Origin of the sequence: Rhizobium sp. 25PS6 (assembly GCF_032464655.1) — a bacterium.
Taxonomy (GTDB): domain Bacteria; phylum Pseudomonadota; class Alphaproteobacteria; order Rhizobiales; family Rhizobiaceae; genus Rhizobium; species Rhizobium laguerreae.
In genome coordinates, this window is the sequence record NZ_JAWDIV010000020.1 from 79,244 (window position 1) to 98,427 (window position 19,184).

At 61.8% G+C, this 19,184-nt stretch carries 23 protein-coding genes; 19 read left to right on the forward strand and 4 right to left on the reverse strand.

Features of this window, described 5'->3' with window-relative positions:
* Nucleotides 1–49: 49 nt before the first annotated feature.
* From RWK44_RS26175 to RWK44_RS26190, 4 genes are all read left to right on the forward strand, one after another.
* Nucleotides 50–469 (forward strand): universal stress protein, encoded by a 420-nt coding sequence (locus tag RWK44_RS26175; protein ID WP_168284831.1) that lies wholly within the window; start codon nucleotides 50–52, stop codon nucleotides 467–469.
* A gap of 188 nt (nucleotides 470–657) precedes the next feature.
* Nucleotides 658–1,326 carry a PAQR family membrane homeostasis protein TrhA gene (gene trhA / locus RWK44_RS26180; protein ID WP_027665105.1) on the forward strand — a complete coding sequence of 223 codons (669 nt, stop codon included), beginning with the start codon at nucleotides 658–660 and terminating at the stop codon, nucleotides 1,324–1,326.
* Nucleotides 1,327–1,392: 66 nt separating this feature from the next.
* On the forward strand, nucleotides 1,393–1,944 hold the full coding sequence (locus tag RWK44_RS26185; RefSeq protein WP_168284830.1) for a GNAT family N-acetyltransferase: 552 nt from the start codon (nucleotides 1,393–1,395) through the stop codon (nucleotides 1,942–1,944).
* A 151-nt stretch (nucleotides 1,945–2,095) separates the two neighbouring features.
* Entirely contained in the window at nucleotides 2,096–2,797 is a 702-nt protein-coding gene (locus tag RWK44_RS26190; protein WP_131708464.1) for a pentapeptide repeat-containing protein, read from the forward strand.
* Nucleotides 2,798–3,012: 215 nt separating this feature from the next.
* Here RWK44_RS26190 and RWK44_RS26195 read toward each other — a convergent pair whose 3' ends face one another.
* Complete coding sequence (locus RWK44_RS26195) at nucleotides 3,013–3,234, reverse strand: hypothetical protein (RefSeq protein ID WP_168284829.1); 222 nt, start codon at nucleotides 3,232–3,234, stop codon at nucleotides 3,013–3,015.
* Nucleotides 3,235–3,443: 209 nt separating this feature from the next.
* On the opposite strand from RWK44_RS26195, the gene RWK44_RS26200 reads away from it, so the two are divergent.
* Both RWK44_RS26200 and RWK44_RS26205 read left to right on the forward strand, forming a co-directional pair.
* Nucleotides 3,444–3,920 (forward strand): Hsp20 family protein, encoded by a 477-nt coding sequence (locus tag RWK44_RS26200; protein WP_027665108.1) that lies wholly within the window; start codon nucleotides 3,444–3,446, stop codon nucleotides 3,918–3,920.
* Nucleotides 3,921–3,961: 41 nt separating this feature from the next.
* The gene (locus RWK44_RS26205) at nucleotides 3,962–4,471 is read left to right on the forward strand and encodes an Hsp20/alpha crystallin family protein (RefSeq protein WP_017959621.1); all 510 of its coding nucleotides are present in this window, start codon (nucleotides 3,962–3,964) and stop codon (nucleotides 4,469–4,471) included.
* Between the two features lie 131 nt (nucleotides 4,472–4,602).
* Here the strand turns inward: RWK44_RS26205 and msrB are convergent, their stop codons facing one another.
* The gene (gene msrB / locus RWK44_RS26210) at nucleotides 4,603–5,016 is read right to left on the reverse strand and encodes a peptide-methionine (R)-S-oxide reductase MsrB (RefSeq protein ID WP_017959622.1); all 414 of its coding nucleotides are present in this window, start codon (nucleotides 5,014–5,016) and stop codon (nucleotides 4,603–4,605) included.
* 189 nt (nucleotides 5,017–5,205) lie between these two features.
* Here msrB and RWK44_RS26215 point away from each other — a divergent pair, with 189 nt between their 5' ends.
* The 9 genes from RWK44_RS26215 (at nucleotide 5,206) to RWK44_RS26255 (ending at nucleotide 12,795) form a co-directional block, all read left to right on the forward strand.
* Entirely contained in the window at nucleotides 5,206–5,421 is a 216-nt protein-coding gene (locus RWK44_RS26215) for a hypothetical protein (RefSeq protein WP_017959623.1), read from the forward strand.
* A 232-nt stretch (nucleotides 5,422–5,653) separates the two neighbouring features.
* Entirely contained in the window at nucleotides 5,654–8,011 is a 2,358-nt protein-coding gene (locus tag RWK44_RS26220; protein WP_316029595.1) for a putative monovalent cation/H+ antiporter subunit A, read from the forward strand.
* A gap of 4 nt (nucleotides 8,012–8,015) precedes the next feature.
* Entirely contained in the window at nucleotides 8,016–8,435 is a 420-nt protein-coding gene (locus RWK44_RS26225; RefSeq protein WP_168284826.1) for a Na(+)/H(+) antiporter subunit B, read from the forward strand.
* Nucleotides 8,435–8,812, forward strand: a complete 378-nt coding sequence (locus tag RWK44_RS26230; RefSeq protein ID WP_168284840.1) for a Na+/H+ antiporter subunit C — start codon at nucleotides 8,435–8,437, stop codon at nucleotides 8,810–8,812. Before RWK44_RS26225 ends, RWK44_RS26230 begins: the two co-directional genes overlap by 1 nt.
* A gap of 378 nt (nucleotides 8,813–9,190) precedes the next feature.
* Nucleotides 9,191–10,774 carry a Na+/H+ antiporter subunit D gene (locus RWK44_RS26235; protein ID WP_131641473.1) on the forward strand — a complete coding sequence of 528 codons (1,584 nt, stop codon included), beginning with the start codon at nucleotides 9,191–9,193 and terminating at the stop codon, nucleotides 10,772–10,774.
* Entirely contained in the window at nucleotides 10,771–11,244 is a 474-nt protein-coding gene (locus tag RWK44_RS26240) for a Na+/H+ antiporter subunit E (protein ID WP_077976021.1), read from the forward strand. The genes RWK44_RS26235 and RWK44_RS26240 overlap by 4 nt, the downstream gene beginning before the upstream one ends.
* Complete coding sequence (locus RWK44_RS26245; protein WP_131641471.1) at nucleotides 11,241–11,594, forward strand: cation:proton antiporter; 354 nt, start codon at nucleotides 11,241–11,243, stop codon at nucleotides 11,592–11,594. The genes RWK44_RS26240 and RWK44_RS26245 overlap by 4 nt, the downstream gene beginning before the upstream one ends.
* Entirely contained in the window at nucleotides 11,591–11,923 is a 333-nt protein-coding gene (gene mnhG / locus RWK44_RS26250; RefSeq protein WP_020049186.1) for a monovalent cation/H(+) antiporter subunit G, read from the forward strand. The genes RWK44_RS26245 and mnhG overlap by 4 nt, the downstream gene beginning before the upstream one ends.
* A gap of 440 nt (nucleotides 11,924–12,363) precedes the next feature.
* Nucleotides 12,364–12,795, forward strand: coding sequence for a MucR family transcriptional regulator (locus tag RWK44_RS26255; RefSeq protein ID WP_003557810.1), 432 nt, complete (start codon nucleotides 12,364–12,366; stop codon nucleotides 12,793–12,795).
* A gap of 335 nt (nucleotides 12,796–13,130) precedes the next feature.
* On the opposite strand, the gene RWK44_RS26260 is transcribed toward RWK44_RS26255, so the two are convergent.
* Together RWK44_RS26260 and RWK44_RS26265 are read right to left on the reverse strand one after the other, a co-directional pair.
* Nucleotides 13,131–13,553, reverse strand: coding sequence for a SufE family protein (locus RWK44_RS26260; protein ID WP_017959631.1), 423 nt, complete (start codon nucleotides 13,551–13,553; stop codon nucleotides 13,131–13,133).
* A 245-nt stretch (nucleotides 13,554–13,798) separates the two neighbouring features.
* Entirely contained in the window at nucleotides 13,799–14,293 is a 495-nt protein-coding gene (locus tag RWK44_RS26265) for a DUF5330 domain-containing protein (protein WP_222000485.1), read from the reverse strand.
* Nucleotides 14,294–14,706: 413 nt separating this feature from the next.
* On the opposite strand from RWK44_RS26265, the gene RWK44_RS26270 reads away from it, so the two are divergent.
* The 4 genes from RWK44_RS26270 to RWK44_RS26285 all read left to right on the forward strand — a co-directional run bounded on the left by RWK44_RS26270 (nucleotide 14,707) and on the right by RWK44_RS26285 (nucleotide 19,149).
* Nucleotides 14,707–16,287, forward strand: a complete 1,581-nt coding sequence (locus tag RWK44_RS26270; RefSeq protein ID WP_316029596.1) for a sensor histidine kinase — start codon at nucleotides 14,707–14,709, stop codon at nucleotides 16,285–16,287.
* Nucleotides 16,259–17,173, forward strand: coding sequence for a peptidoglycan-binding domain-containing protein (locus RWK44_RS26275; RefSeq protein WP_077976025.1), 915 nt, complete (start codon nucleotides 16,259–16,261; stop codon nucleotides 17,171–17,173). The genes RWK44_RS26270 and RWK44_RS26275 overlap by 29 nt, the downstream gene beginning before the upstream one ends.
* A 120-nt stretch (nucleotides 17,174–17,293) precedes the next feature.
* Nucleotides 17,294–18,742, forward strand: coding sequence for a methyl-accepting chemotaxis protein (locus tag RWK44_RS26280; RefSeq protein ID WP_316029597.1), 1,449 nt, complete (start codon nucleotides 17,294–17,296; stop codon nucleotides 18,740–18,742).
* Between the two features lie 62 nt (nucleotides 18,743–18,804).
* Nucleotides 18,805–19,149 carry a DUF1491 family protein gene (locus RWK44_RS26285; RefSeq protein ID WP_222374456.1) on the forward strand — a complete coding sequence of 115 codons (345 nt, stop codon included), beginning with the start codon at nucleotides 18,805–18,807 and terminating at the stop codon, nucleotides 19,147–19,149.
* Nucleotides 19,150–19,184: the final 35 nt, after the last annotated feature.

Genomic DNA, 19,184 nt, shown 5'->3' on the forward strand with positions numbered 1-19,184 from the left:
CATATCTCCATTAGAGGAAAACGTTATATCTCAGTCATGGAGGGAAGCCATGTACAGGAAGATCATCGTAGCGATCGCGCTCGGCGGCATCGACAAGGGAGAAAAAATCCTTCGCAAGGCCGCGTCTCTGCTCGACGCAGGCGGCGAGATCATCGCGCTCAATGTCGTCGAGGATGTGCCGAGTTATGTCGCGATCGAACTGCCGGCCAATATGGTCGAGGACGTCATGAGGGATAGCCGCGGGCAGCTGGAAGCGCTGCTCGCCGCAGCCGGTGTTGCGGCAACTGTCGAGATCCGCAACGGCCCGCCCGCCAAAGCGATCATCTCGGCCGCCGAAAGCCACGGCGCCGACCTGATTATCGTCGCCTCGCACGTTCCCGACTTTTCCAACTACTTCATCGGCGCCACCGCCGACCGGGTCGTGCGCCATGCCAAATGCTCGGTGCTGGTCGACCGGCAGAAGGTCTGATTCTTGCGCAACTGCATTTTCTCAGTTGCGCGCCAGCCGCGATAGGCCTTTCCGCTCGCTGTCGAAGGCAGGGCGGGGTGCCCTGCTGCCTGTCACGAAGATTTACTACCTATGCGCTTTGCCGCAGTTGCGCGCCCGTCCGTTCGATGCGACGATTGCAATCGGAGTATGAAACGGATTGGGCGCGCATGGGCGAGTTCAACGGCATTCGCTGGGCTTATGATAGATACGAACTGATCGCCGACGGTATCGTTCATGGCGTCGGTCTCGTGCTGGCCCTGATCGGTGCTACCGTGCTGATCTTCTATGCCACGGTCTGGAGCTCCTACGGCGCGCTCGCTGCCGCCTGGATCTATGGCGTCGGGCTGGTGCTGACGCTTGCCATTTCCTTTTCCTACAACGCCTGGCCGGTCTCGCGCACGAAGTGGTATCTGCGCCGCTTCGATCATTCGGCGATCTTCCTCCTGATCGCCGCCACTTATACGCCCTTCCTCGAACGTGGCGCCGACGATCCGCTGCTCTTGTTCATGCTGGTCGCGATCTGGCTGTTTGCCGCTGTCGGCATTCTCCTGAAATGCGTCTTTCCCGGGCGTTTCGACCGTCTTGCCATCCTGCTTTATCTCGCCATGGGGTGGAGCGGCGTGCTGGTGGCCGAGCCCGTCGCCTCGCGCATTCCAGCCGCGTCGATGCTGCTGATCGTCATCGGCGGCGTCATCTATTCGCTCGGCGTCATCTTCCATGTCTGGGAGAAGCTGCGCTTCCAGAACGCCATTTGGCACGGCTTCGTCGTCACCGCCGCGGCGGTGCATTATTCGGCCGTCTTCACCTGTTTCAGCCTGTCGGCGCCGGGCCTCTGAACGACGACCGTGCCCGAAGCCGTTGCTAGTGCGCATCCGCCGTTTACATCTTTGCAGGCGGGGCGTATGCCCGCCTTCGCAAATAATATGAACCCGAGCATCATGACAGACGCTATCCTCCTCCGCGACGCCACCGAAGCCGATCTTTCCGCCATCCGCGATATCTACAATCACGCCGTCGAGCACACGACGGCGATCTGGAACGATACGCTGGTCGATCTCGAAAACCGGCTGGAATGGTTCAGGGCGCGCAAGGCGCGCGGCTTTCCCGTCATCGTCGCCGAAATGTCGGGCAAGGTCGCAGGCTATGCCTCCTATGGCGACTGGCGGCCTTTCGACGGCTACCGCCACACGGTCGAGCATTCCGTCTATGTCGACAAGGATTGCCGCGGTGCGGGCATCGGCTGGCGCCTGATGCGGGAACTGATCGCGCGGGCTGCGGCCGGCAATATCCATGTGATGATTGCCGGTATCGAGGCTGAGAACGCAGCCTCGATCAGGCTGCACGAAAAGCTCGGCTTCCGCATCGCCGGCAGATTTTCCGAGGTCGGCACCAAATTCGGCCGCTGGCTGGACCTCACCTGCATGGAACTTCGCCTGCCCGGCAAGGCGGATTGATCCACCTGCCAGGAAAAGCCGGACCGCAATCCATTGTGAACGGCGCGCGCCATCTTTTTATTGTAGTCTGAGCTGTGTAAGAAAATGGAAGGCTGCTTCGCGAAAGGCGGCCAGAAAGCGTCATGTAAGCGTGATGGGGGTGAACTGTTCAATGGCAATGCACGGATCGTCGCTCGGTCTCCTTGCCCTCGTCCTTCTGGCATTTCCGCCAATTGCCGCACGGGCCGCCGATTGCAGCAGTCTGGCCGAGCCGAAGCTCGACTGGCAGGAATGCACCAAGAAAAACCTAATGCTGCAGGGCAGTGATCTCGAAGGCGCCAATCTCGTCGGCACCGATTTTTCGCTGACCGATCTCGCCGGCGCCAACGTCAAATCCGCCAATCTGGAGAAAGCGACGCTGGTGCGCGCCTCTCTCGAGGGCGCACACGCCGAGGGCGCCAATTTCGCCAAGATCGAGGCCTACCGATCCAGCTTCGCCAATGTCGCCGCCGAGGGCGCGTCCTTTGCTGGCGCCGAGCTGCAGCGCGCCAATTTCGCCGGCGCCCAGCTCTCCGGCGCGAGCTTCGAAAAGGCTGAACTCGGCCGCGCCGATTTCGACAAGGCGGTGCTGACGGGGGTGAAATTCTCTTTCGCCAATCTCTCCCGCGCCGATCTCTCCAAGGCCACCTTCGAAGGCCCGGCGACCTTCGAGCGCGCCTTCATGTTCCTGACCCGCATCGAAGGCCTCGACCTCTCGGGCGCCGCCGGGCTCGAACAGGCGCAGATCGACCTTGCCTGCGGCGATGCCTCGACCAAGCTGCCGGCAGGCCTTTCGGCACCCTCCACTTGGCCATGCCCTGCCGATCACGATTGATTGGGGCTTTCGCGCGATACAAGCGGTTGGTGAGGCCCTATGGGCAACAATGGCTGGCGGGCACGCAACGATTGGCTGGGGACTGTAGGATTCGATTTAGTGCAATCGCAACTCGCCATTCGCCGGTCGGGGTCGATGTGATGGATCGCCACGGCAATGTTCAGGTGCTCACGATAGCATGACGGATCGGTGGGGAGGCGGGTCATCCGCCTTTCCTATTCCGGTTCCTCTTCATCCGAACTCAGCAGATCAACAAGCGCAGCAACCCTGCCTGTTGGCGGAGGCCGGCCTTCACCCATCAAGGCTTCGTCGTTGCTTGCCCACGCAAATGCCTCGGCGAGTTCAGCCTGGGTGGCGCCTGTCGCGATGACCTCGGCCACGAGCGTTTCATCGGCGGGCCCGAGGACGGCGATGACGTCCTTTGAAGTCATTGTCATAACCATTTCTCCTCTCTCAAGCTCAGCCCAGATATGGTGGTGCCTTCGAAGAAAGCAATTTTTCGCTGAGAAATTCTCTCCTCTTGAAACGGTAAACTGCTGAATTATATCAGTATTGTCGATCGCCGAGCAGGGATCGACAGGTCCAGGAGACGCCTGTCGCTCTTGGCGTCTCCTGTATCCATGTTGCTTGTAAGGAGGATATGGCTATGAGGACAAACCTCGATTTCTCTCCCCTGATCCGGTCGAGCGTTGGCTTCGAGCGGATGTTGAACGCACTAGAGGCTGCAAGCCGCGCCGAAACAATCGACAACTGGCCGCCTTACGATATCGTCAAAACCGGCGAGGACGAATACCGCATCGCCATGGCGGTGGCGGGCTTCTCGCAGGACGAACTGGCGATCATCCAAGAGCAGAACATGCTCGTCGTCTCAGGGCAGAAGGCGAACGGCGAAGATGTTCAATACCTGCATCGCGGCATTGCTGGTCGAAGCTTCCAGCGTCGGTTCGAATTGGCCGACCACGTCAAGGTCGTGGATGCCGGCCTCGTCAACGGTCTGCTGACTATCGATCTCAAGCGTGAAATTCCTGAAGAGATGAAGCCGCGCCAGATCGAGATCGGAACTGGGAATGCAATGCCGAAGGCCGAGACCAAGCAGATCGAGGCCGAGACGCAGGCAGCCTGAGCCGTCAGGAATGCCTGAAAACCACCAGAAAGGAGTAAGCCATGAGTGTTCGTGATTTGATTCCTTGGGGCCGCAACAACGGCCACCAAGTTCCGAGTCTCCTCCGCGAGGACGACCATGATCCTTTCCTGTCGCTCCATCGCGAGGTCAACCGGCTGTTCGACGATGCTTTCCGCAGCTTCGGCTCTGGCCTGCCGTCACTGCGGGGCGCCAGCGGTTTCGGTGCCGGCTGGCCGAGCGTCGAGATCTCCGACACCGATAAGGATATCAAGGTGACGGCCGAAGTCCCCGGCCTTGAGGAAAAGGACATCGAGGTCATTCTCGATGACGGCGTTCTGACGCTGAAGGGTGAAAAGCGTTCGGAGACGGAAGACAAGGAGAAGCAGTTCTCGGAGCGCTACTATGGCCGCTTCGAGCGACGCATACCGCTCGGCACCGAGGTCAAGGAAGATCAGGTCGACGCCACCTTCAAGAACGGCGTCCTGACCGTCACCTTGCCCAAAACCGAAAAGGCGCAGTCACAGGTCAGGCGCATCGCCATCAGAAGCTGATCGAAACGGGGGCGGCGGCCGACCACCTGGCGGCCGCCGCTACCATGTCGTCCATGGTGGCACGGAAATTTCCGTCGCGCTTAGTCTCCTCATGGCCGCGGGATCGGCAGATGCCGATCGCAGGTTCAGGCCTATTTCCCAGGCTCGAACACCATGGAGTGGCCGTTGATGCAGTAGCGCAGGCCGGTCGGCGGTGGGCCGTCCGGAAAGACGTGGCCGAGATGGGCGTCGCAGCTGCCGCAGCGGATTTCGGTGCGCACCATGCCGTGGGTCGTGTCGCGATGCTCGATCACCGCTTCGGGCGACACCGCTTCGAAATAGCTCGGCCAGCCGCAGCCGGCATCGAATTTCGTGTCGGAGCGGAAAAGTGGCGCGTTGCAGCCGACGCAGCGGTAAAGCCCTGTCTCGAACGAATCCCAGTAGGGGCCGGTGAAGGCGCGTTCGGTGCCGTGCTGGCGCGTGATGCGGTATTGCTCGGGGGTGAGCTGCTCTTTCCATTCGGCGTCGGTCTTGTGGATCTTGGCGGTGGTCGCAGTTTCGGACATGAGGTGCTCCTTTCGCCGAGGGGCGGGTTCCGTTTCGCGAGAAAATGTGGTGCGCCGCATTCACTTCATCAAGTCTCCCGCGGCGCGCCATGAGATTGGCCGCATACCCAATTGGGGGAAGAGGCTTGCTTTTACATCCGTTAGGGGTTTTCTGTTAGGGTTAATGTTGCGTGCATTGGAGAATCACTGGTGTTTGAGGCAGCAATCGTCCTGCTCTACGGCCTTGTGGCCGTGGCAGCCATGGCGGTCACCCTGTTGGAAGGCTGGGCCAACCATGACGGCTTGACGCTTCATCGTCTCGCCGGGCTCCTTGCTTGCCTGCTCTGGCCGTTGACGCTTCTGGTGTTCATCCTGCACGGTTGCATCGCCCGGCTGCTGACGCGCCTTTCCAGATCGACGGCCTGATCGGCTTCGAACATCGCGTGCTTCGCAGGACGGGCCGAAATCGCTTGAGACACTCCCTCGTTTCGCCTAAGTCAGAAGACAGGCCGGTTTTCGCCGGCTTTTCGTCCGTTGCCTTTACAGCGCCGCGCGTCTTGTCAGATGCGCAAAAGGTGCTGTAGCACTTTGAATTGCTGCATGATTTCATCGTTGGATCGATCCCGATCCAAGGAAATATCTCGGTAGAGGAGGAGACATGGCCGATGTCACGGCTTTGACATTTCTGGCCCTGTGTCTGCCACTCGCCGGCGCTCTTGTCGCTCCTATCGTCATCCGCATCTTCGGCGCCAGTGGTGCTTGGCTCCTGGCGATCGCTCCCTTGCTCGCCTTCCTGCATTTCCTGCGGTTCATTCCTCAGATCGCGCGAGGCGAGGTCGTCACCGGCGGCTATTCCTGGGTGCCGAGCTATCATCTCTCCTTCTCCTGGTTCCTCGACGGCCTGTCGCTGGCTTTCGCGCTGCTGATCACCGGCATCGGCACCCTGATCGTGCTTTATGCCGGCGGCTATCTCAAAGGACACAAGGATCAGGGCCGCTTCTTCTCCTTCATCTTCCTGTTCATGGGCGCGATGCTCGGGGTCGTCGTTTCCGATAGTTTCCTGATGCTCTTCGTCTTCTGGGAACTGACATCGATCACGTCCTTCCTGCTGATCGGTTTCGATCACGAGCGTGCGGCGGCTCGCCGCGCCGCCCTGCAGGCGCTTGTTGTGACCGGCGGGGGAGGGCTCTGCCTGTTGGCCGGACTGCTGCTGCTCTGGAACATCTCGGGCGTCACCGAGATGTCGCGGCTCATCGGCGCCAGCGATGTCGTGCGTGAAAGCCCGTTCTATCTGGCTGCCCTCATCCTGGTCCTGGGCGGTGCCTTTACCAAGTCGGCGCAGTTTCCCTTTCATTTCTGGCTGCCGAACGCCATGGAAGCGCCGACACCGGTTTCGGCCTATCTGCATTCGGCCACCATGGTGAAGGCAGGCGTCTATCTGCTGATGCGGCTCAACCCCGTCATGGGGGCAACGCCTGCCTGGGAAATCCTTCTGCCCTTCTTTGGCGGGCTGACGTTGGTGGTCGGCACCGCGCTCGCCATCCGCCAGACCGACCTGAAGCTCAAGCTCGCCTATACCACCGTCTCCTCGCTCGGCCTGCTTGTCATGCTGATCGGCTTCGGCTCGGACCATGCAGTCGAGGCGGCAGCACTTTATCTGGTGGCGCATTCCCTCTTCAAAGGCGCGCTCTTCATGGTCGCCGGCATCATCGATCATGAGGCCGGCACGCGCGATATCACCAGGCTCAGCGGCCTGATGCGGGCGATGCCGCTGACATGGATCATCGCGCTTGCGGCGGCCTTCTCCATGGCCGGCCTGCCGCCCTTCTTTGGCTTCCCCGCCAAGGAAGAGATCTACACGGCGCTGATCGGCGGCGATGTCCGCGCGATAACCTTTACGTCGATCGCTGTCTTCGGCAATGCGCTGATGTTCGCAGTCGCTTTCGCGGTGGCGCTGAAACCCTTTCTCGGCCGGCCGGTGGAGACACCGAAACCGCCGCACGAAGCACCGGTTCTGCTCTGGCTCGGTCCGGCCGTTCTTGCTGTCCTCGGCCTGCTCGCTGCGATCTTTTCAACCTTCACGCATACCGTCCTGTCCTCGCCGATCGCGTCGGCCATCCGCCAGACACCTGCCGACATCGACATTTCGCTGACGCCGCATCTCGGCCTGCCCTTGGCGCTCTCCGCCCTGACCGTGCTGCTGGGCATCGGCGTCTACTGGCAGCTCGATCGCGCCCGTTTCCTGATGGCCGTCTTCCTGCGTTCGATCGGCCATGGCCCGGACCATGGCTTTGATGTCGCCATTTCGGGCCTTGTACGCTTCTCTAGCCGCGTCATACGTGTCCTGCAGCCGGGACGGCTCGAAATCTATGTCACCTGCACCTTCCTCTGCGTCGCCGCCATCCTCCTCATTCCCCTAGTCGTCTATGGCGAACTGCCGCGCTTTCCCGCTTGGCCGGCCGATGTGAGACTCTATGAATGGGCGGTTTTCCTGATCGCCGCCTTCGGCCTTGCCGCCGTGCTCATCGCCCGCGACCGGCTGACGGCGATCGTTTCGCTCGGCATCCAGGGTTTCGCCGTCGCCATCATCTTCCTGCTGTTCGGCGCGCCGGATCTGTCCTTCACCCAGTTCATGGTCGAAACCCTTTCGGTGGTGATTCTCGCCCTGGTCATGACCAGGCTTCGTCTCTCGCCCGACGATCAGCGGCCGCTCGGCCGCAAGTTCTTCGACGGCGCGTTGGCGCTTGCCTGCGGCCTCGGCTTCACGCTTCTGCTGATGCGGGCAACCGAGGCACCGTTCAACATCGCGCTGACGGCTTTCTTCAACACCTATTCCAAATCGATCGCCCACGGCGCCAACGTCGTCAACGTCATCATCGTCGATTTCCGCGGCACAGACACGCTCGGCGAAATCGCCGTCGTCGCGGTCACCGGCCTTGCCATCCTGGCGCTGATCCGGATTCGCGCCGGCAGCGAGCGCAAGCTTGCCGCCAATGATCCAGCGGCGGAGGACTGATCGCGTGAACACCCTCATCTTCCGCACAGTCGCCCCATTCCTTACTGCGCTGATGCTGCTTTTTTCGGTCTTCGTGCTGCTGCGCGGCCATAACGAGCCGGGCGGCGGCTTCATCGGCGGGCTAATCGCGGCCTCGGGACTGGCGATCTACGGCATTGCCCGCGGTGTCGGCGCTGTTCGTCGGGCACTGTTTTTCCATCCGCTGTCGATTGCCGGCTTCGGCCTGCTTCTGTCGACCGCGGCCGGTCTTCTCTCCATCCTCTTTGCCGTTCCCTTCATGACCGGCCTCTGGATCTATCCGACACTTTTGGGCGCCGAGGTGCCGCTGTCGAGCGTCCTGCTTTTCGATATCGGCGTCTATCTTGTCGTGCTCGGCGCCATCACCTCGATCGCACTGGCGCTCGAGGAAAAGGAGGTGGAATGATGGAGCCGCTTCTCGCGATCCTCGTCGGCCTGTTCTTTGCCGCCGCCATCTATCTGATGCTGTCGAAATTCTCGATCCGGATCATGCTCGGTGTTGCCATCCTCGGCAACGCCGTCAACCTCCTGCTCTTTACCGGCGGCCGGCTGACGCGCGAGGTGCCGCCGATCATCCCGGCGGGTCTCGACAGCTTGCCCGCGGGCACGGCCAACCCGCTGCCGCAGGCCCTCATCCTGACCGCGATCGTTATCTCCTTCTCCTTCCTCGCCTTCCTGCTGGTGCTGACCTACCGCGCCTATCAGGACCTCGGCACCGACAACACCAGCGACATGCGCGCCGCCGAGCCCGACGACCGGCCGCTGCCGCCATTGGAGTATTGAGGATGTTGGTGCGGATGCTGACCCAAGCCCTCTCTCGCGATAGCGGAGGTACCATCTGATGGCTGCCCCCACCTCTACCATCGATCTCTCCGCTGCCCGGACCACCACCGCTGTGCGGATGCACACCCCCCTCTGCCCTGCCGGGCATCTCCCCCACAAGGGGGGAGATCGGCAAGTTGCTAAGCTCCGTCGACACCGATTGGCCTTTATCAGTTGGCAGGGTAATGACGGGCTCCGCAGAGCTACGGGCGTCGATGCCGATGTTGGGGAAGGCCGTCGCGGCATATCGATCTCCCCCCTTGTGGGGGAGATGCCCGGCAGGGCAGAGGGGGGTATCACACGGCAAACCCGTTCTCGCGCTAGCGGAGGCGCCATCTGATGGCCGCCCCCACCGCCACCGTCGATCTCTCCGCCGCCCTGATCACTGCTCCGGTGCCGATCGGTCATTGGCTTGCCATCCTGCCGGTCGCCCATTGCATCACGTTCGGTGCCGTCCTGCTGATGCTGCGCGGCTATCCCCGTCTGCAGGCCTGGCTGGCCATTCCGGGCCTAGCGGCGCTGGCGCTGATCGATGCGGCCCTGCTCGCCAAGGTCGCGGCCGACGGGCCGCTGACCATGGTCATGGGCCGTTGGCTGCCGCCCTTCGGCATCGCCTTCACCGTCGATCTCTTCGGTGCGCTGATGGCCTTCACCGCGGCCCTTGCCGCGCTCGCCGGCGGCATCTATGCGCTGGCCGATATCGGCGAAAGCGGCCGGCGATACGGCTTCTTCCCGCTGCTCATGCTGCTGATGGCCGGCGTCACCGGCGCCTTTCTCACCGGCGATATTTTCAATCTCTATGTCTGGTTCGAGGTGCTGCTGATCTCCTCCTTCGGGCTGATCATTCTTGGTTCCGAACGTGAGCAGATCGACGGCGCGCTGAAATATGCGGTGCTCAATCTGATTGCCACGACCCTGTTCCTGGTCGGCGTCGGCATCCTCTATGCCGCCTTCGGCACGCTCAATATGGCCGATATCGCCGCAAAAGCTGGGGATTTACGCGGCACGGCGCCGCTGATGACGCTGGCAAGCCTCTTCCTGCTCGCCTTCGGCATGAAGGCGGCAGCCTTCCCGGTCAACTTCTGGCTGCCCGCCGCCTACCATACGCCGCGCATCGTGGTCTCGGCGCTGTTTGCAGGCCTGCTCACCAAGGTCGGCATCTACGCGCTGATCCGGGTGATGGTCATGCTGTTGCCGATGGAGCGCCAGGAATTGAGCCTGGTGATCGCGCTCGCCGCCGCCGCGACCATTCTCGTCGGCGCTCTCGGCGCGCTCGCCGAAAACGATATCCGCAGGCTGTTCGGCTATGTCGTCATATCGGGCATCGGCAATATGCTGGCGGGCGTCGCCCTCGGCGGTCTTGGCGGCATCAGCGGCGCGGTCTTCTATGCGCTCCATTCCATGGTGCTGATGACGGCGCTTTATCTTGCCGCCGGCGAGATCGCCCGGCGCGGCGGCGGCTTTTCACTGTCGGCCCTCGGCGGGCTCTACAGGCAAAGCGGCGGCTTCACCGCGCTCTCCCTCGCGCTCTTCCTTGCCGCCTGCGGCCTGCCGCCCTTTTCCGGCTTCTGGCCGAAAGTCATTCTCGTCAAGGCCTCGCTCGATCTCGGTGCCTGGTGGCTGGCGGCCTCGATCCTCGTTGGCGGTTTTCTGACGACGATTGCCTTCGGCCGTCTCTTCCTGCTCGCCTATTGGCGCCCGGCGCCGATAGCCCCGACGCCGATAGCATTGTCGTCGACAACCCTGAGGTCTCCCCGTGCCAGGTGGCACACGGGTCTGCCGCTCGCGGCACTGACAGCGCTGGTCGTCGGTTTTGGCATCCTGCCGGAACAGTTGCTGGCGCTGTCGCAATCGGCCGCTGCCGGCCTGGCCGATCCCCAGGCCTATCTTCATTCGGTCTTCCCGGAAGGGCGCGCGCCGTGATCTTCTTCCTCTTCAACCTGTTGCTTGCCATTGCCTGGATCGCCGTTACCGGCAGCGGCTCGCTGCACAATCTCGTCCTCGGCTTGCTGCTTGGGGCCTTGGCGCTGGTCATCATCCGTGAATCCTTCGGCGGCAAGGGACATATCCCCCGCGTCCTCCCGGTGCTCTCGCTCGCCGCTCTTTTCCTGAAGGAATTGTCGCTGTCGGCCTGGAAGGTCACGGTCACCGTCCTCTCGCCCGATATGAAGCTGAAGCCCGGCATCTTCGCCTTCCCGCTGACGGTGACAAGCGATTTCGAGATCACTTTGCTCGCAAACCTCATCACGCTGACACCCGGCACGCTTTCGGTCGACGTCTCGCCCGATCGCCGCACGCTCTTTGTGCACGCGCTCGATTGTTCCGATCCCGAGACGACCAAGCGTGATATCGCCAACGGTTTCGAACGCAAGATCATGGAGGCCTTCCGGTGATCACACCTGCCGCCATCGTCGCGGTCGCATCCTCGGCCGCACTCGTCATCCTCGGCCTGGCGCTGATTCTGACCGTCTGGCGCGTCGTTGCCGGCCCGACATTGCCGGATCGGATCCTCGCCCTCGACATGCTGACCGGCATCGCCATCGGCTTCATCGCCGTCATCGCGGTCAAGACCGGTTTTTCGCTCTATATCGATATCGCCATTTCGCTCGGCCTCGTCGGTTTCCTGGCGACCGTCGCCTTCGCCCGATTCGTGCTGTCGCGCGGCAACATCAAATCGAAGCCGCCCGCCGCTACGGCAAATAGCAACACGCAGAAGCGCCGGGCAGGGGGAAAGAAGCGATGATCGATTATATCGTGGCTGCCGTCACCGCCCTGCTTTTGATCGTCGGTGCGCTCTTTGCGCTTGCGGCGGCGATCGGCCTGGTCCGGCTGCCCGATCTCTATACGCGCATGCATTCGGCCTCGAAGGCGGGGACCGTCGGCTCCGGGCTGTTGCTCCTTGCCGCCGGTCTCTATTCAGAGGACCCGGCGATTCTCGCCCGCGCCCTTGCCGGTTTCGTCTTCTTCCTGCTGACGGCGCCGGTGTCTGCCCACCTGCTTGCCAGAGCTGCCCATCGTTCGGGATATGATCTCGGTGCACTCTCGGTCCGTGACGATATCAGGGATCGTTGAGCCTATGCTGTTCGGCGACTTTACCAGATTTATGCAAAACTTATGCACAGGAAGCTGTGAGTAAAGCTTGCCGAAGAGACCCTCAATTCTTCATCTGTCATTTTTTCTCAAGAAAAACGACAAATAATAATTGGCCTTTCGACCAAACGATGGTATTTGAAAATGCAAGTAGAGTTCTGATTGTGGATTGCAATCGTACTGCTTCCAAGTCCCTCAGTTTTGATTTTTAATGTCTAAACTGAGGCCATCGCCTGGGGCATGACGTAGTGGTTTCCAGTCAGGCAGTATAAGAACAGGTTACGCTCTTCGGAATCTAGGGGTGGATTTCGCGTTTTTCGAAACAGAAGGTCGCTTCCTGTGCTTTTGCTGTTCGCTTCTACGAGGCGGGTCTTTGGCGTGTCAGTCAAAGACCGTTTGAGCATGCTAACAGGAGAAAGAATATGACGGATATAGCGACCGGCAATGCGCCGGAGCTGCTTGTGGAACTGACAGCCGACATCGTCGCGGCCTATGTCAGCAACCATGTTGTACCGGTCAGCGACCTGGCCAATCTGATTTCCGACGTGCATTCGGCACTGAGCAACACGTCCGTACCGCAGCCTGCTGCGGCGATCGTCGAAAAACAGAAGCCTGCAGTTTCTGTCCGCAAGTCCGTACAGGACGAGCAGATCACGTGTTTGGAATGCGGCGGCAACTTCAAGTCCCTGAAGCGTCACCTGATGACGCATCACAGCCTCTCGCCGGAAGAATACCGCGAGAAGTGGGATCTGCCGACCGATTACCCGATGGTAGCGCCCGCTTATGCCGAAGCGCGTTCGCGCCTGGCAAAGGAAATGGGCCTCGGGCAGCGCCGCAAGCGCGGCCGCGGCTGAGCTTTTTCGAAAGCATCGACGACAAAAAGCCGGGTCTTGTGCCCGGCTTTTTGTGTGCTTTTTCAAGACGAAGAAATACTCATTCCGATATTTAGAGCCTTTCCGGGTTAGATTGAAGCATTCTGTTGGCTCAAACGGAGTCGGCTGGTCGACCGGCCGGCCCGTTTCGGCCGGACGCCACGACAGCGTAAGCGGTCCCGTCTTATGCTTTGCCGACGGGCTTAGAATGTTTTCCTATACTATGAGTAAGTGTTAATATACTCGATTGCAGAGCCGGCACCGCCCCACTCGCCCGTCCTGTCGCTTTCAAAACAGGCCAGCAGCCACGAGCACGGTCAAGCCGCAGCGCGGACTCTCGCCTCTTCGCGGATCCTGTTCACCATCGACCGCAGTCCGTTCGAACGCTGCGATGACAGGTTCTCCACCAGGCCGATCTTCGAGAATATCTCGAAGGCATCGAGCCCGGCGATCTCGGAGGCCGTCTTGCCGGAATAGGTGGCAAGCACGATGGCGACGAGGCCGCGCACGATATGGGCGTCGGAATCACCCTCGAAGCTCATGACGGGATTGTCGGGATCGCCCGCCGTATGGCTCACCAGCCACACCTGGCTGGCGCAACCCATCACCTTATTCTCGGAGGTACGCTTTTCCTCCGCCAAGTCGGGCAGCGCCTTGCCGAGTTCGATGACATAGCGGTAGCGGTCTTCCCAATCGTCCAGGAAGGCGAAGTCGTCGATGATCTGGTCGAGGGATGCCATGGTAGCCTTTCACTATTAAAGCAGTTCCAGCAAAAGTGCGCAGCGGTTTTGCGTCCGGAATGCGTCAGGAAGTGCTCTAACACTGCATATAGGTGAAAGACCGGCAGATTTGAACCGTTAAAAAGAAATGCCGTGAGGGATGGGCATCCTCACGGCGCAGCAACATGCTGAATTAAACAGGGCAGGCACGTCAGGCATGGGGCATCTCCGCGTCATGCGGACCACCGATGCAAGCTGGTTGAGGGTCAGGTCGCCGGCTTCGGCGTCGGCAGTGGAATAGCGCCGGTCACCACCGTCTCAGAGGAGGCGTCATCTTCGACCGGCGGACGGTAAGGCATCGGCTGGTTGAGCGCGGCCTTTGCCTCGCGCACCTTTTCCTGGATGGCAGGCGTGGTGAGGGAAGGCATGTTGAGCGCCACCGGCATCTGCGGTTCGGCAAGCTTTGCGGCTGCCGGCGCCTCGTCCTTGAACTGGCTGTCGAGAAGTTCATAGGCAACGCGGGCGCCTTCACGGGCCCGATAGCCGAGTGCGGTGAGGGTCTCGGTGCCCTTGGCGCAGACCTCGGGCTTCTCCGAGCACATGCCGGTCAAATAGTCATAGGCGCCGCTTGCCGCCGTGAACGTGTCGGAAAGCTGCAATTGCGGGCCGTTGGCGAGCTTGTCGGAACTCTCCGTGCTGAAGACGGAAAGAAGCACGAGCACGAGGCCAAACCAGAAGGATCCTTTGATCAGAAACCACATTGTCGTTGCCCATCCTGTTTTCCCCGTCCGGTTCTTGTCGCCGAATCAGGCCGGTTGTCCGGTGTGTTTTCACCCTACCGCCAAGTTGCGAATGCCGCTTTTCGAAACTCACGCGCATTTGCGGCAAATTTAGTTCAAATTTTAGCGAACGGCATTTGAGCCGCATTTTAGTCGAATGCGAGCGATCGCCGTTAAGCATCAGGGCAGCACCTGCTTGCAATTGCAGGACTTTTGCCGGCTCGCCTTGCCACAGGAGTTAACGCAATGCTGAAATATGAGGAAAATCCGTCGCTTACCCCCTATTAACCACAAAAGGCAAAGAGCCTTCCAGATGCGCCAAAACGAGAATTTCGGCCGTTTCAGGCTGTGAACAGCGCTTTTGCCTTATCCTTTCTTTAAGTCGCCAAGGCCTATTGTCCGGATCGATAGACAGCCTTTCGGGCGGGTATTGCGTGCGTGTATTGAGTAACATTGGCGGCTGGATGACGGCCCTCGTAGACCGGGCAGCGACAAGCTGGCTCTCCCGGACGGGCGGCGGCGAGGCCGTGCGCCAACGCGAGCTCGCGATCCTGCGCCGCCTCGTGCTGCTCTCGTCGGCTGCTCTCGTTGCAGCTCCTATCGGCCTTTCGGCAGTCACCAGTCCGGCCGTGGCGCTGCCGGCCGGTGTCGCCATGGTCTGCGCCGCCTTTCTTTTTTCCGCCGTCGGCAGCATCGCGCTCGCCCGTCAGGGTTCGTCCGCCGGTATCGCCACGCAGTCGGCCGAGGATTTTTTCCTTGCCGCCACACCGGGCCTCGTCTTCTTCCTCGACCCGCATGGCAGTGTGGCGACCGTCGGCGGCCGCGACCGGCGCGACTTCCTCGCCTGGATGCGCGATCCCAAGGGCAGGGGCTTCCTCGAGCAGGTGCATGTCTCCGATCGCATTCTTTTCCTGCAGGCGCTCGATGGCCTGCGCCGGGGCGAGGATGCTCAGAGCGTCGATCTGCGCCTCGACCGGCCCTCGGTCTCGCGCGATCAGCGCCAGTTTGCCTATCTGAGAATGGACATGACGGCCCGGCGCGATGCCGACGGCGAACTTGCCGCCATCATTGCCCAGCTGCGCGATGTCTCCGTCGAGCAACAGCTGCGTGACGAAGCCCAGAACCGCGCGGCCGATGCCGAATCCGCAAATGATGCCAAATCGCGCTTCCTCGCCGCCGTCAGCCATGAGCTGCGCACGCCGCTGAACGCCATTCTCGGTTTTTCCGACATCCTGATCGGCGAATATTTCGGCAAGTTTGAAAACGACCGCCAGCGCGAATATGTCGGCCTGGTCCGCGAATCCGGCGCGCATCTCTTGTCCGTCGTCAACACCATGCTCGATATGAGCAAGATCGAAGCCGGCCGCTACGAGCTGATCCTCGAAGCCTTCGACATATCAAGCTCCGTCAAATCCTGCGAATCGATGCTGGCATTGCAGGCGAAGACCAAGGGCCTCACCCTGACGAGCCGTATCCAGCGCGGCCTCGGCGAGGTCGTCGCCGATCAGCGGGCCATCCAGCAGATCCTCATCAATCTCGTCGGCAATGCCATAAAGTTCACCGAGGCCGGCGGCGTGGTCTCGGTCGATGCGGCAGCGCGCGACGGCATCCTCAAGCTGACGGTCAGCGACACCGGCATCGGCATCCCGGCCGACAAGCTGGCATTGCTCGGCCAGCCCTTCGTCCAGATCCAGAACGACTATACCCGACAGTTCGAAGGCTCCGGCCTCGGTCTCTCCCTGGTCAAGGGCTTGGTGGCGCTGCATGGCGGGTATTTCGCCATCGCCAGCCAGCCGGGCGAAGGCACGATCGTTACCATTGAGATCGCAATGGACGGCTCGGGTGCCCAGCACGCCGAAGACGCCGGCCATGGCGCGACTGTCGAGTTTCCGCCGCGGCTGAAGGGCGCGGTCAACACAGGTGCAGAATTAGAAGAGGGGCGTTTCGATGGCCGCGCGCAAGCGAAAATCGCCTAAGGGGAAGCGCCAGCAGCCGGGCCTTCTGATGTCAGGCGCCGCCGCCCTCGGCGGGCTCGGCCTGCAGGGCGCCTCCGTGCTCGGCGGCGTCATCGGCCGCAATCCGTCGGTCGCCGGCGGCACGATCACCTTCGCCGTCATCTTCTCCTTCGTCGCCGCCAATGCGCTCTGGTATCAGCCGGGCCTGCATCCGCATCCGATCTTCCGCACCCGCGATCCGCAGTCCCCAACCGTGCTCGGCGCCCGCCGTCCGGCCGAGGAGCAACAGGGTGATGTCACCACCTTCCGGATCGAACGGCCGCAGGATACCGCCGCCACCAACGCGACACCGGCGCCTGCCGCACCCGGCCAGCAGCCGAGCCAACTCGTCATGGACATCCAGCAGCAGCTGGTGCGCCGCGGCCTCTATAACGGCATACCCGACGGCATCATCGGCCCCCGCACCAGTGCGGCCATTCTCTTCTTCGAGGAAACCGTCGGCATGACCCAGACCGGCGATCCGACGCCGGAGGTGCTCGTGGCGCTGAAGACCGATGCTGCCGGCCCCTCGACCGTACCCGCCGAAAAGCCACCCGAGGATGTCAGCTCGAAGGCGGCGGCGGAAGACCCGGTGGCAGCGGCGATCCGCAGCGCCGAGAAGACCGTCAAAACCGTTCCATCGGCGGCAAAGCAGGTTCCATCAAGCCAAATCACCAATGTCGACCTGGTGTTGAAGATCCAGAAGGGTCTTTCCAACATGGCCTATGCCAATGTCGGCGTCGACGGCGTCGCCGGCGAGCAGACCCGCGCGGCCATCCGCCATTTTCAGAAGCACTACAACCTGCCCGAAGACGGTGAGCCGAACCAGGCGGTACTGAAGAAACTCAAGGAAATCGGCGCGATATAGCCGCCATGATGCCGCACAGTTGGCTTCGCCCTACAACCTAAGTCTAAGGCGAGGCTGTTGTTTGCAACTTATTAACCATGTTGCCGGAAGCTTTTCTGATTGGGGCGGGGAGCATCGGTCATGCATGCGCTGAAGGCGATAGACGATCTGGCCGGAGAACCGGCGGTCGAAGCGGGAGGGCCTGATCGCGAGCCGCTGCGCCACATCCTGCTGCGTCTTGCCGAAGAAGCCTCCACCCTTGGCATCGATCTCGTCGATATCGCCGGCGCCATCCAGGACATGGCGGGAATGTCGGCCCGGCATGCCTCCGCCTTCGATCATGTCACCCGCACCGCGCTTTCGATTGCCGAGACCAACCGCTCGGTCGCCGTGTCGCTGCGCGAGACCGACCGCACCGCCGCCGAGGCCCGCCACATGCTGAAAGAATCGGCCGACCGCCTGACGGGCTCCGTCGCCGAGATCGGCCACATGGTCCAGTCCTCCAACGAGATCGGCGCTGAGATCGCCGGCTTCTCCAAGTCGCTTGCCGATGTCGACAATATTGCCGAGGAGATCAGCACCATCGCCCGCCAGACCAACCTGCTGGCGCTGAACGCCGCGATCGAGGCGGCGCGCGCCGGCGATGCGGGCAAGGGTTTTGCGGTCGTCGCCACCGAAGTCCGCGCGCTTTCGCTGCAGACCTCGAAGGCGACCGGCTCCATCCAGCAGACGCTGGACGAACTGCGCGTGAAGATCGACCGGCTGTCGGCCGCCGGCAGCGATGCGCGCGACAGTGCGGCCGGCGTGCGTGACAAGTCGGAGGCGATGCGTGGCGCCTTCGAAAACATGGAACATGTCATCACCCGCATCCTCGACAGTTCGACTGTCATGGCCAACACCACCGAGGCGGTCGATCAGCAATGCGCCGGTTTCGTCGAGAAACTCGGCGAGATGTCGGCCGAGGTCGCCGGCTCGAATGTCAGGCTGCAGCAGGCGGCAAAACGCGTCGACAGCGTCGTCGGCCTCTCGGAAACCCTGATCCAGCTGACGGCGAGCGCCGGCGTCAAGACCGCCGACAGCCGTTGGATCGAGGAAGCGCAGTCGGTGGCAAGACAGATTTCCGGCGCCTTCGAACGTGCCGTCGCCGAGGGTCAGATCGGGTTCGATGCGCTCTTCGATCGACGGTATCGGCCGATTCCAGGCTCCGATCCGGCGCAGATGATGGCAGCCTTCACCGAACTCACCGACCGCCTGCTGCCGCCGATCCAGGAGCCCGTCACAGCTTTGGACGAGCGCATCGCCTTCTGCGCGGCGATCGACGAGAACGGCTATCTGCCGACCCACAACCGAAAATTCTCGCAAGCCCAGCGGCCTGGCGACACCGTCTGGAACACTGCCAATTGCCGCAATCGCCGCATCTTCGCCGATCGCGTCGGTCTTGCCGCCGGCCGCAGCACCGCACCCTTCCTCGTCCAGACCTATCGGCGAGACATGGGCGGCGGCAATTTCGTGATGATGAAGGATATCTCCGCTCCAATCACCGTCGGCGGACGGCATTGGGGCGGATTGCGGCTGGCAGTCAAGGTCTGACCCCTGGGCTCAAACTCTGAGCCTGCATTGCCGCCACCGGCGCGCCGGTCTATACCGCGCCGATGAGATTACGCGCCGACATCTTCGTTTCAGCCCTCCTGCGCCGCGTCTTCGCCAGCGGCGATTTCGCCGCCGTCGAGAAGAAGGGTGCGGAGGAGGCGGGTGCGATCTTCATCCGCCAGCACTTCCGCGACGGCCTGGAAACGCTCTATGCGCCGGCGCCGCAGACCGCTTTCGACGAAGGCCAGGCCGGCGACCGTCTGTTCGAGGTCCGCCTGTCGCGCAGCGATCCGGAAGCTGTCCGGGCGATGCTGGAGCGCGAACGCAAATTCGACCCCGATCTCTGGATCGTCGAACTGGAGGCGGAGGAACTGGGGGACATGATCCCGCTTGCAAAGGGCGGCTGACAGCCAAGGCGCTCGTCAGCTCAGCGCCATTTCGG

What these genes read in the sequence shown, in the direction of transcription:
- mnhG (WP_020049186.1), top strand. Translation starts at nt 11,591, where the DNA reads ATGATCGATTATATCGTGGCTGCCGTCACCGCCCTGCTTTTGATCGTC.
- RWK44_RS26195 (WP_168284829.1), bottom strand. Translation starts at nt 3,234, where the DNA reads ATGACAATGACTTCAAAGGACGTCATCGCCGTCCTCGGGCCCGCCGAT.
- RWK44_RS26280 (WP_316029597.1), top strand. Translation starts at nt 17,294, where the DNA reads ATGCATGCGCTGAAGGCGATAGACGATCTGGCCGGAGAACCGGCGGTC.
- RWK44_RS26185 (WP_168284830.1), top strand. Translation starts at nt 1,393, where the DNA reads ATGCCCGCCTTCGCAAATAATATGAACCCGAGCATCATGACAGACGCT.
- RWK44_RS26230 (WP_168284840.1), top strand. Translation starts at nt 8,435, where the DNA reads ATGGAGCCGCTTCTCGCGATCCTCGTCGGCCTGTTCTTTGCCGCCGCC.
- RWK44_RS26275 (WP_077976025.1), top strand. Translation starts at nt 16,259, where the DNA reads ATGGCCGCGCGCAAGCGAAAATCGCCTAAGGGGAAGCGCCAGCAGCCG.
- RWK44_RS26285 (WP_222374456.1), top strand. Translation starts at nt 18,805, where the DNA reads ATGAGATTACGCGCCGACATCTTCGTTTCAGCCCTCCTGCGCCGCGTC.
- RWK44_RS26260 (WP_017959631.1), bottom strand. Translation starts at nt 13,553, where the DNA reads ATGGCATCCCTCGACCAGATCATCGACGACTTCGCCTTCCTGGACGAT.
- RWK44_RS26255 (WP_003557810.1), top strand. Translation starts at nt 12,364, where the DNA reads ATGACGGATATAGCGACCGGCAATGCGCCGGAGCTGCTTGTGGAACTG.
- RWK44_RS26265 (WP_222000485.1), bottom strand. Translation starts at nt 14,293, where the DNA reads ATGTGGTTTCTGATCAAAGGATCCTTCTGGTTTGGCCTCGTGCTCGTG.
- RWK44_RS26205 (WP_017959621.1), top strand. Translation starts at nt 3,962, where the DNA reads ATGAGTGTTCGTGATTTGATTCCTTGGGGCCGCAACAACGGCCACCAA.
- msrB (WP_017959622.1), bottom strand. Translation starts at nt 5,016, where the DNA reads ATGTCCGAAACTGCGACCACCGCCAAGATCCACAAGACCGACGCCGAA.
- RWK44_RS26200 (WP_027665108.1), top strand. Translation starts at nt 3,444, where the DNA reads ATGAGGACAAACCTCGATTTCTCTCCCCTGATCCGGTCGAGCGTTGGC.
- trhA (WP_027665105.1), top strand. Translation starts at nt 658, where the DNA reads ATGGGCGAGTTCAACGGCATTCGCTGGGCTTATGATAGATACGAACTG.
- RWK44_RS26220 (WP_316029595.1), top strand. Translation starts at nt 5,654, where the DNA reads ATGGCCGATGTCACGGCTTTGACATTTCTGGCCCTGTGTCTGCCACTC.
- RWK44_RS26235 (WP_131641473.1), top strand. Translation starts at nt 9,191, where the DNA reads ATGGCCGCCCCCACCGCCACCGTCGATCTCTCCGCCGCCCTGATCACT.
- RWK44_RS26175 (WP_168284831.1), top strand. Translation starts at nt 50, where the DNA reads ATGTACAGGAAGATCATCGTAGCGATCGCGCTCGGCGGCATCGACAAG.
- RWK44_RS26190 (WP_131708464.1), top strand. Translation starts at nt 2,096, where the DNA reads ATGGCAATGCACGGATCGTCGCTCGGTCTCCTTGCCCTCGTCCTTCTG.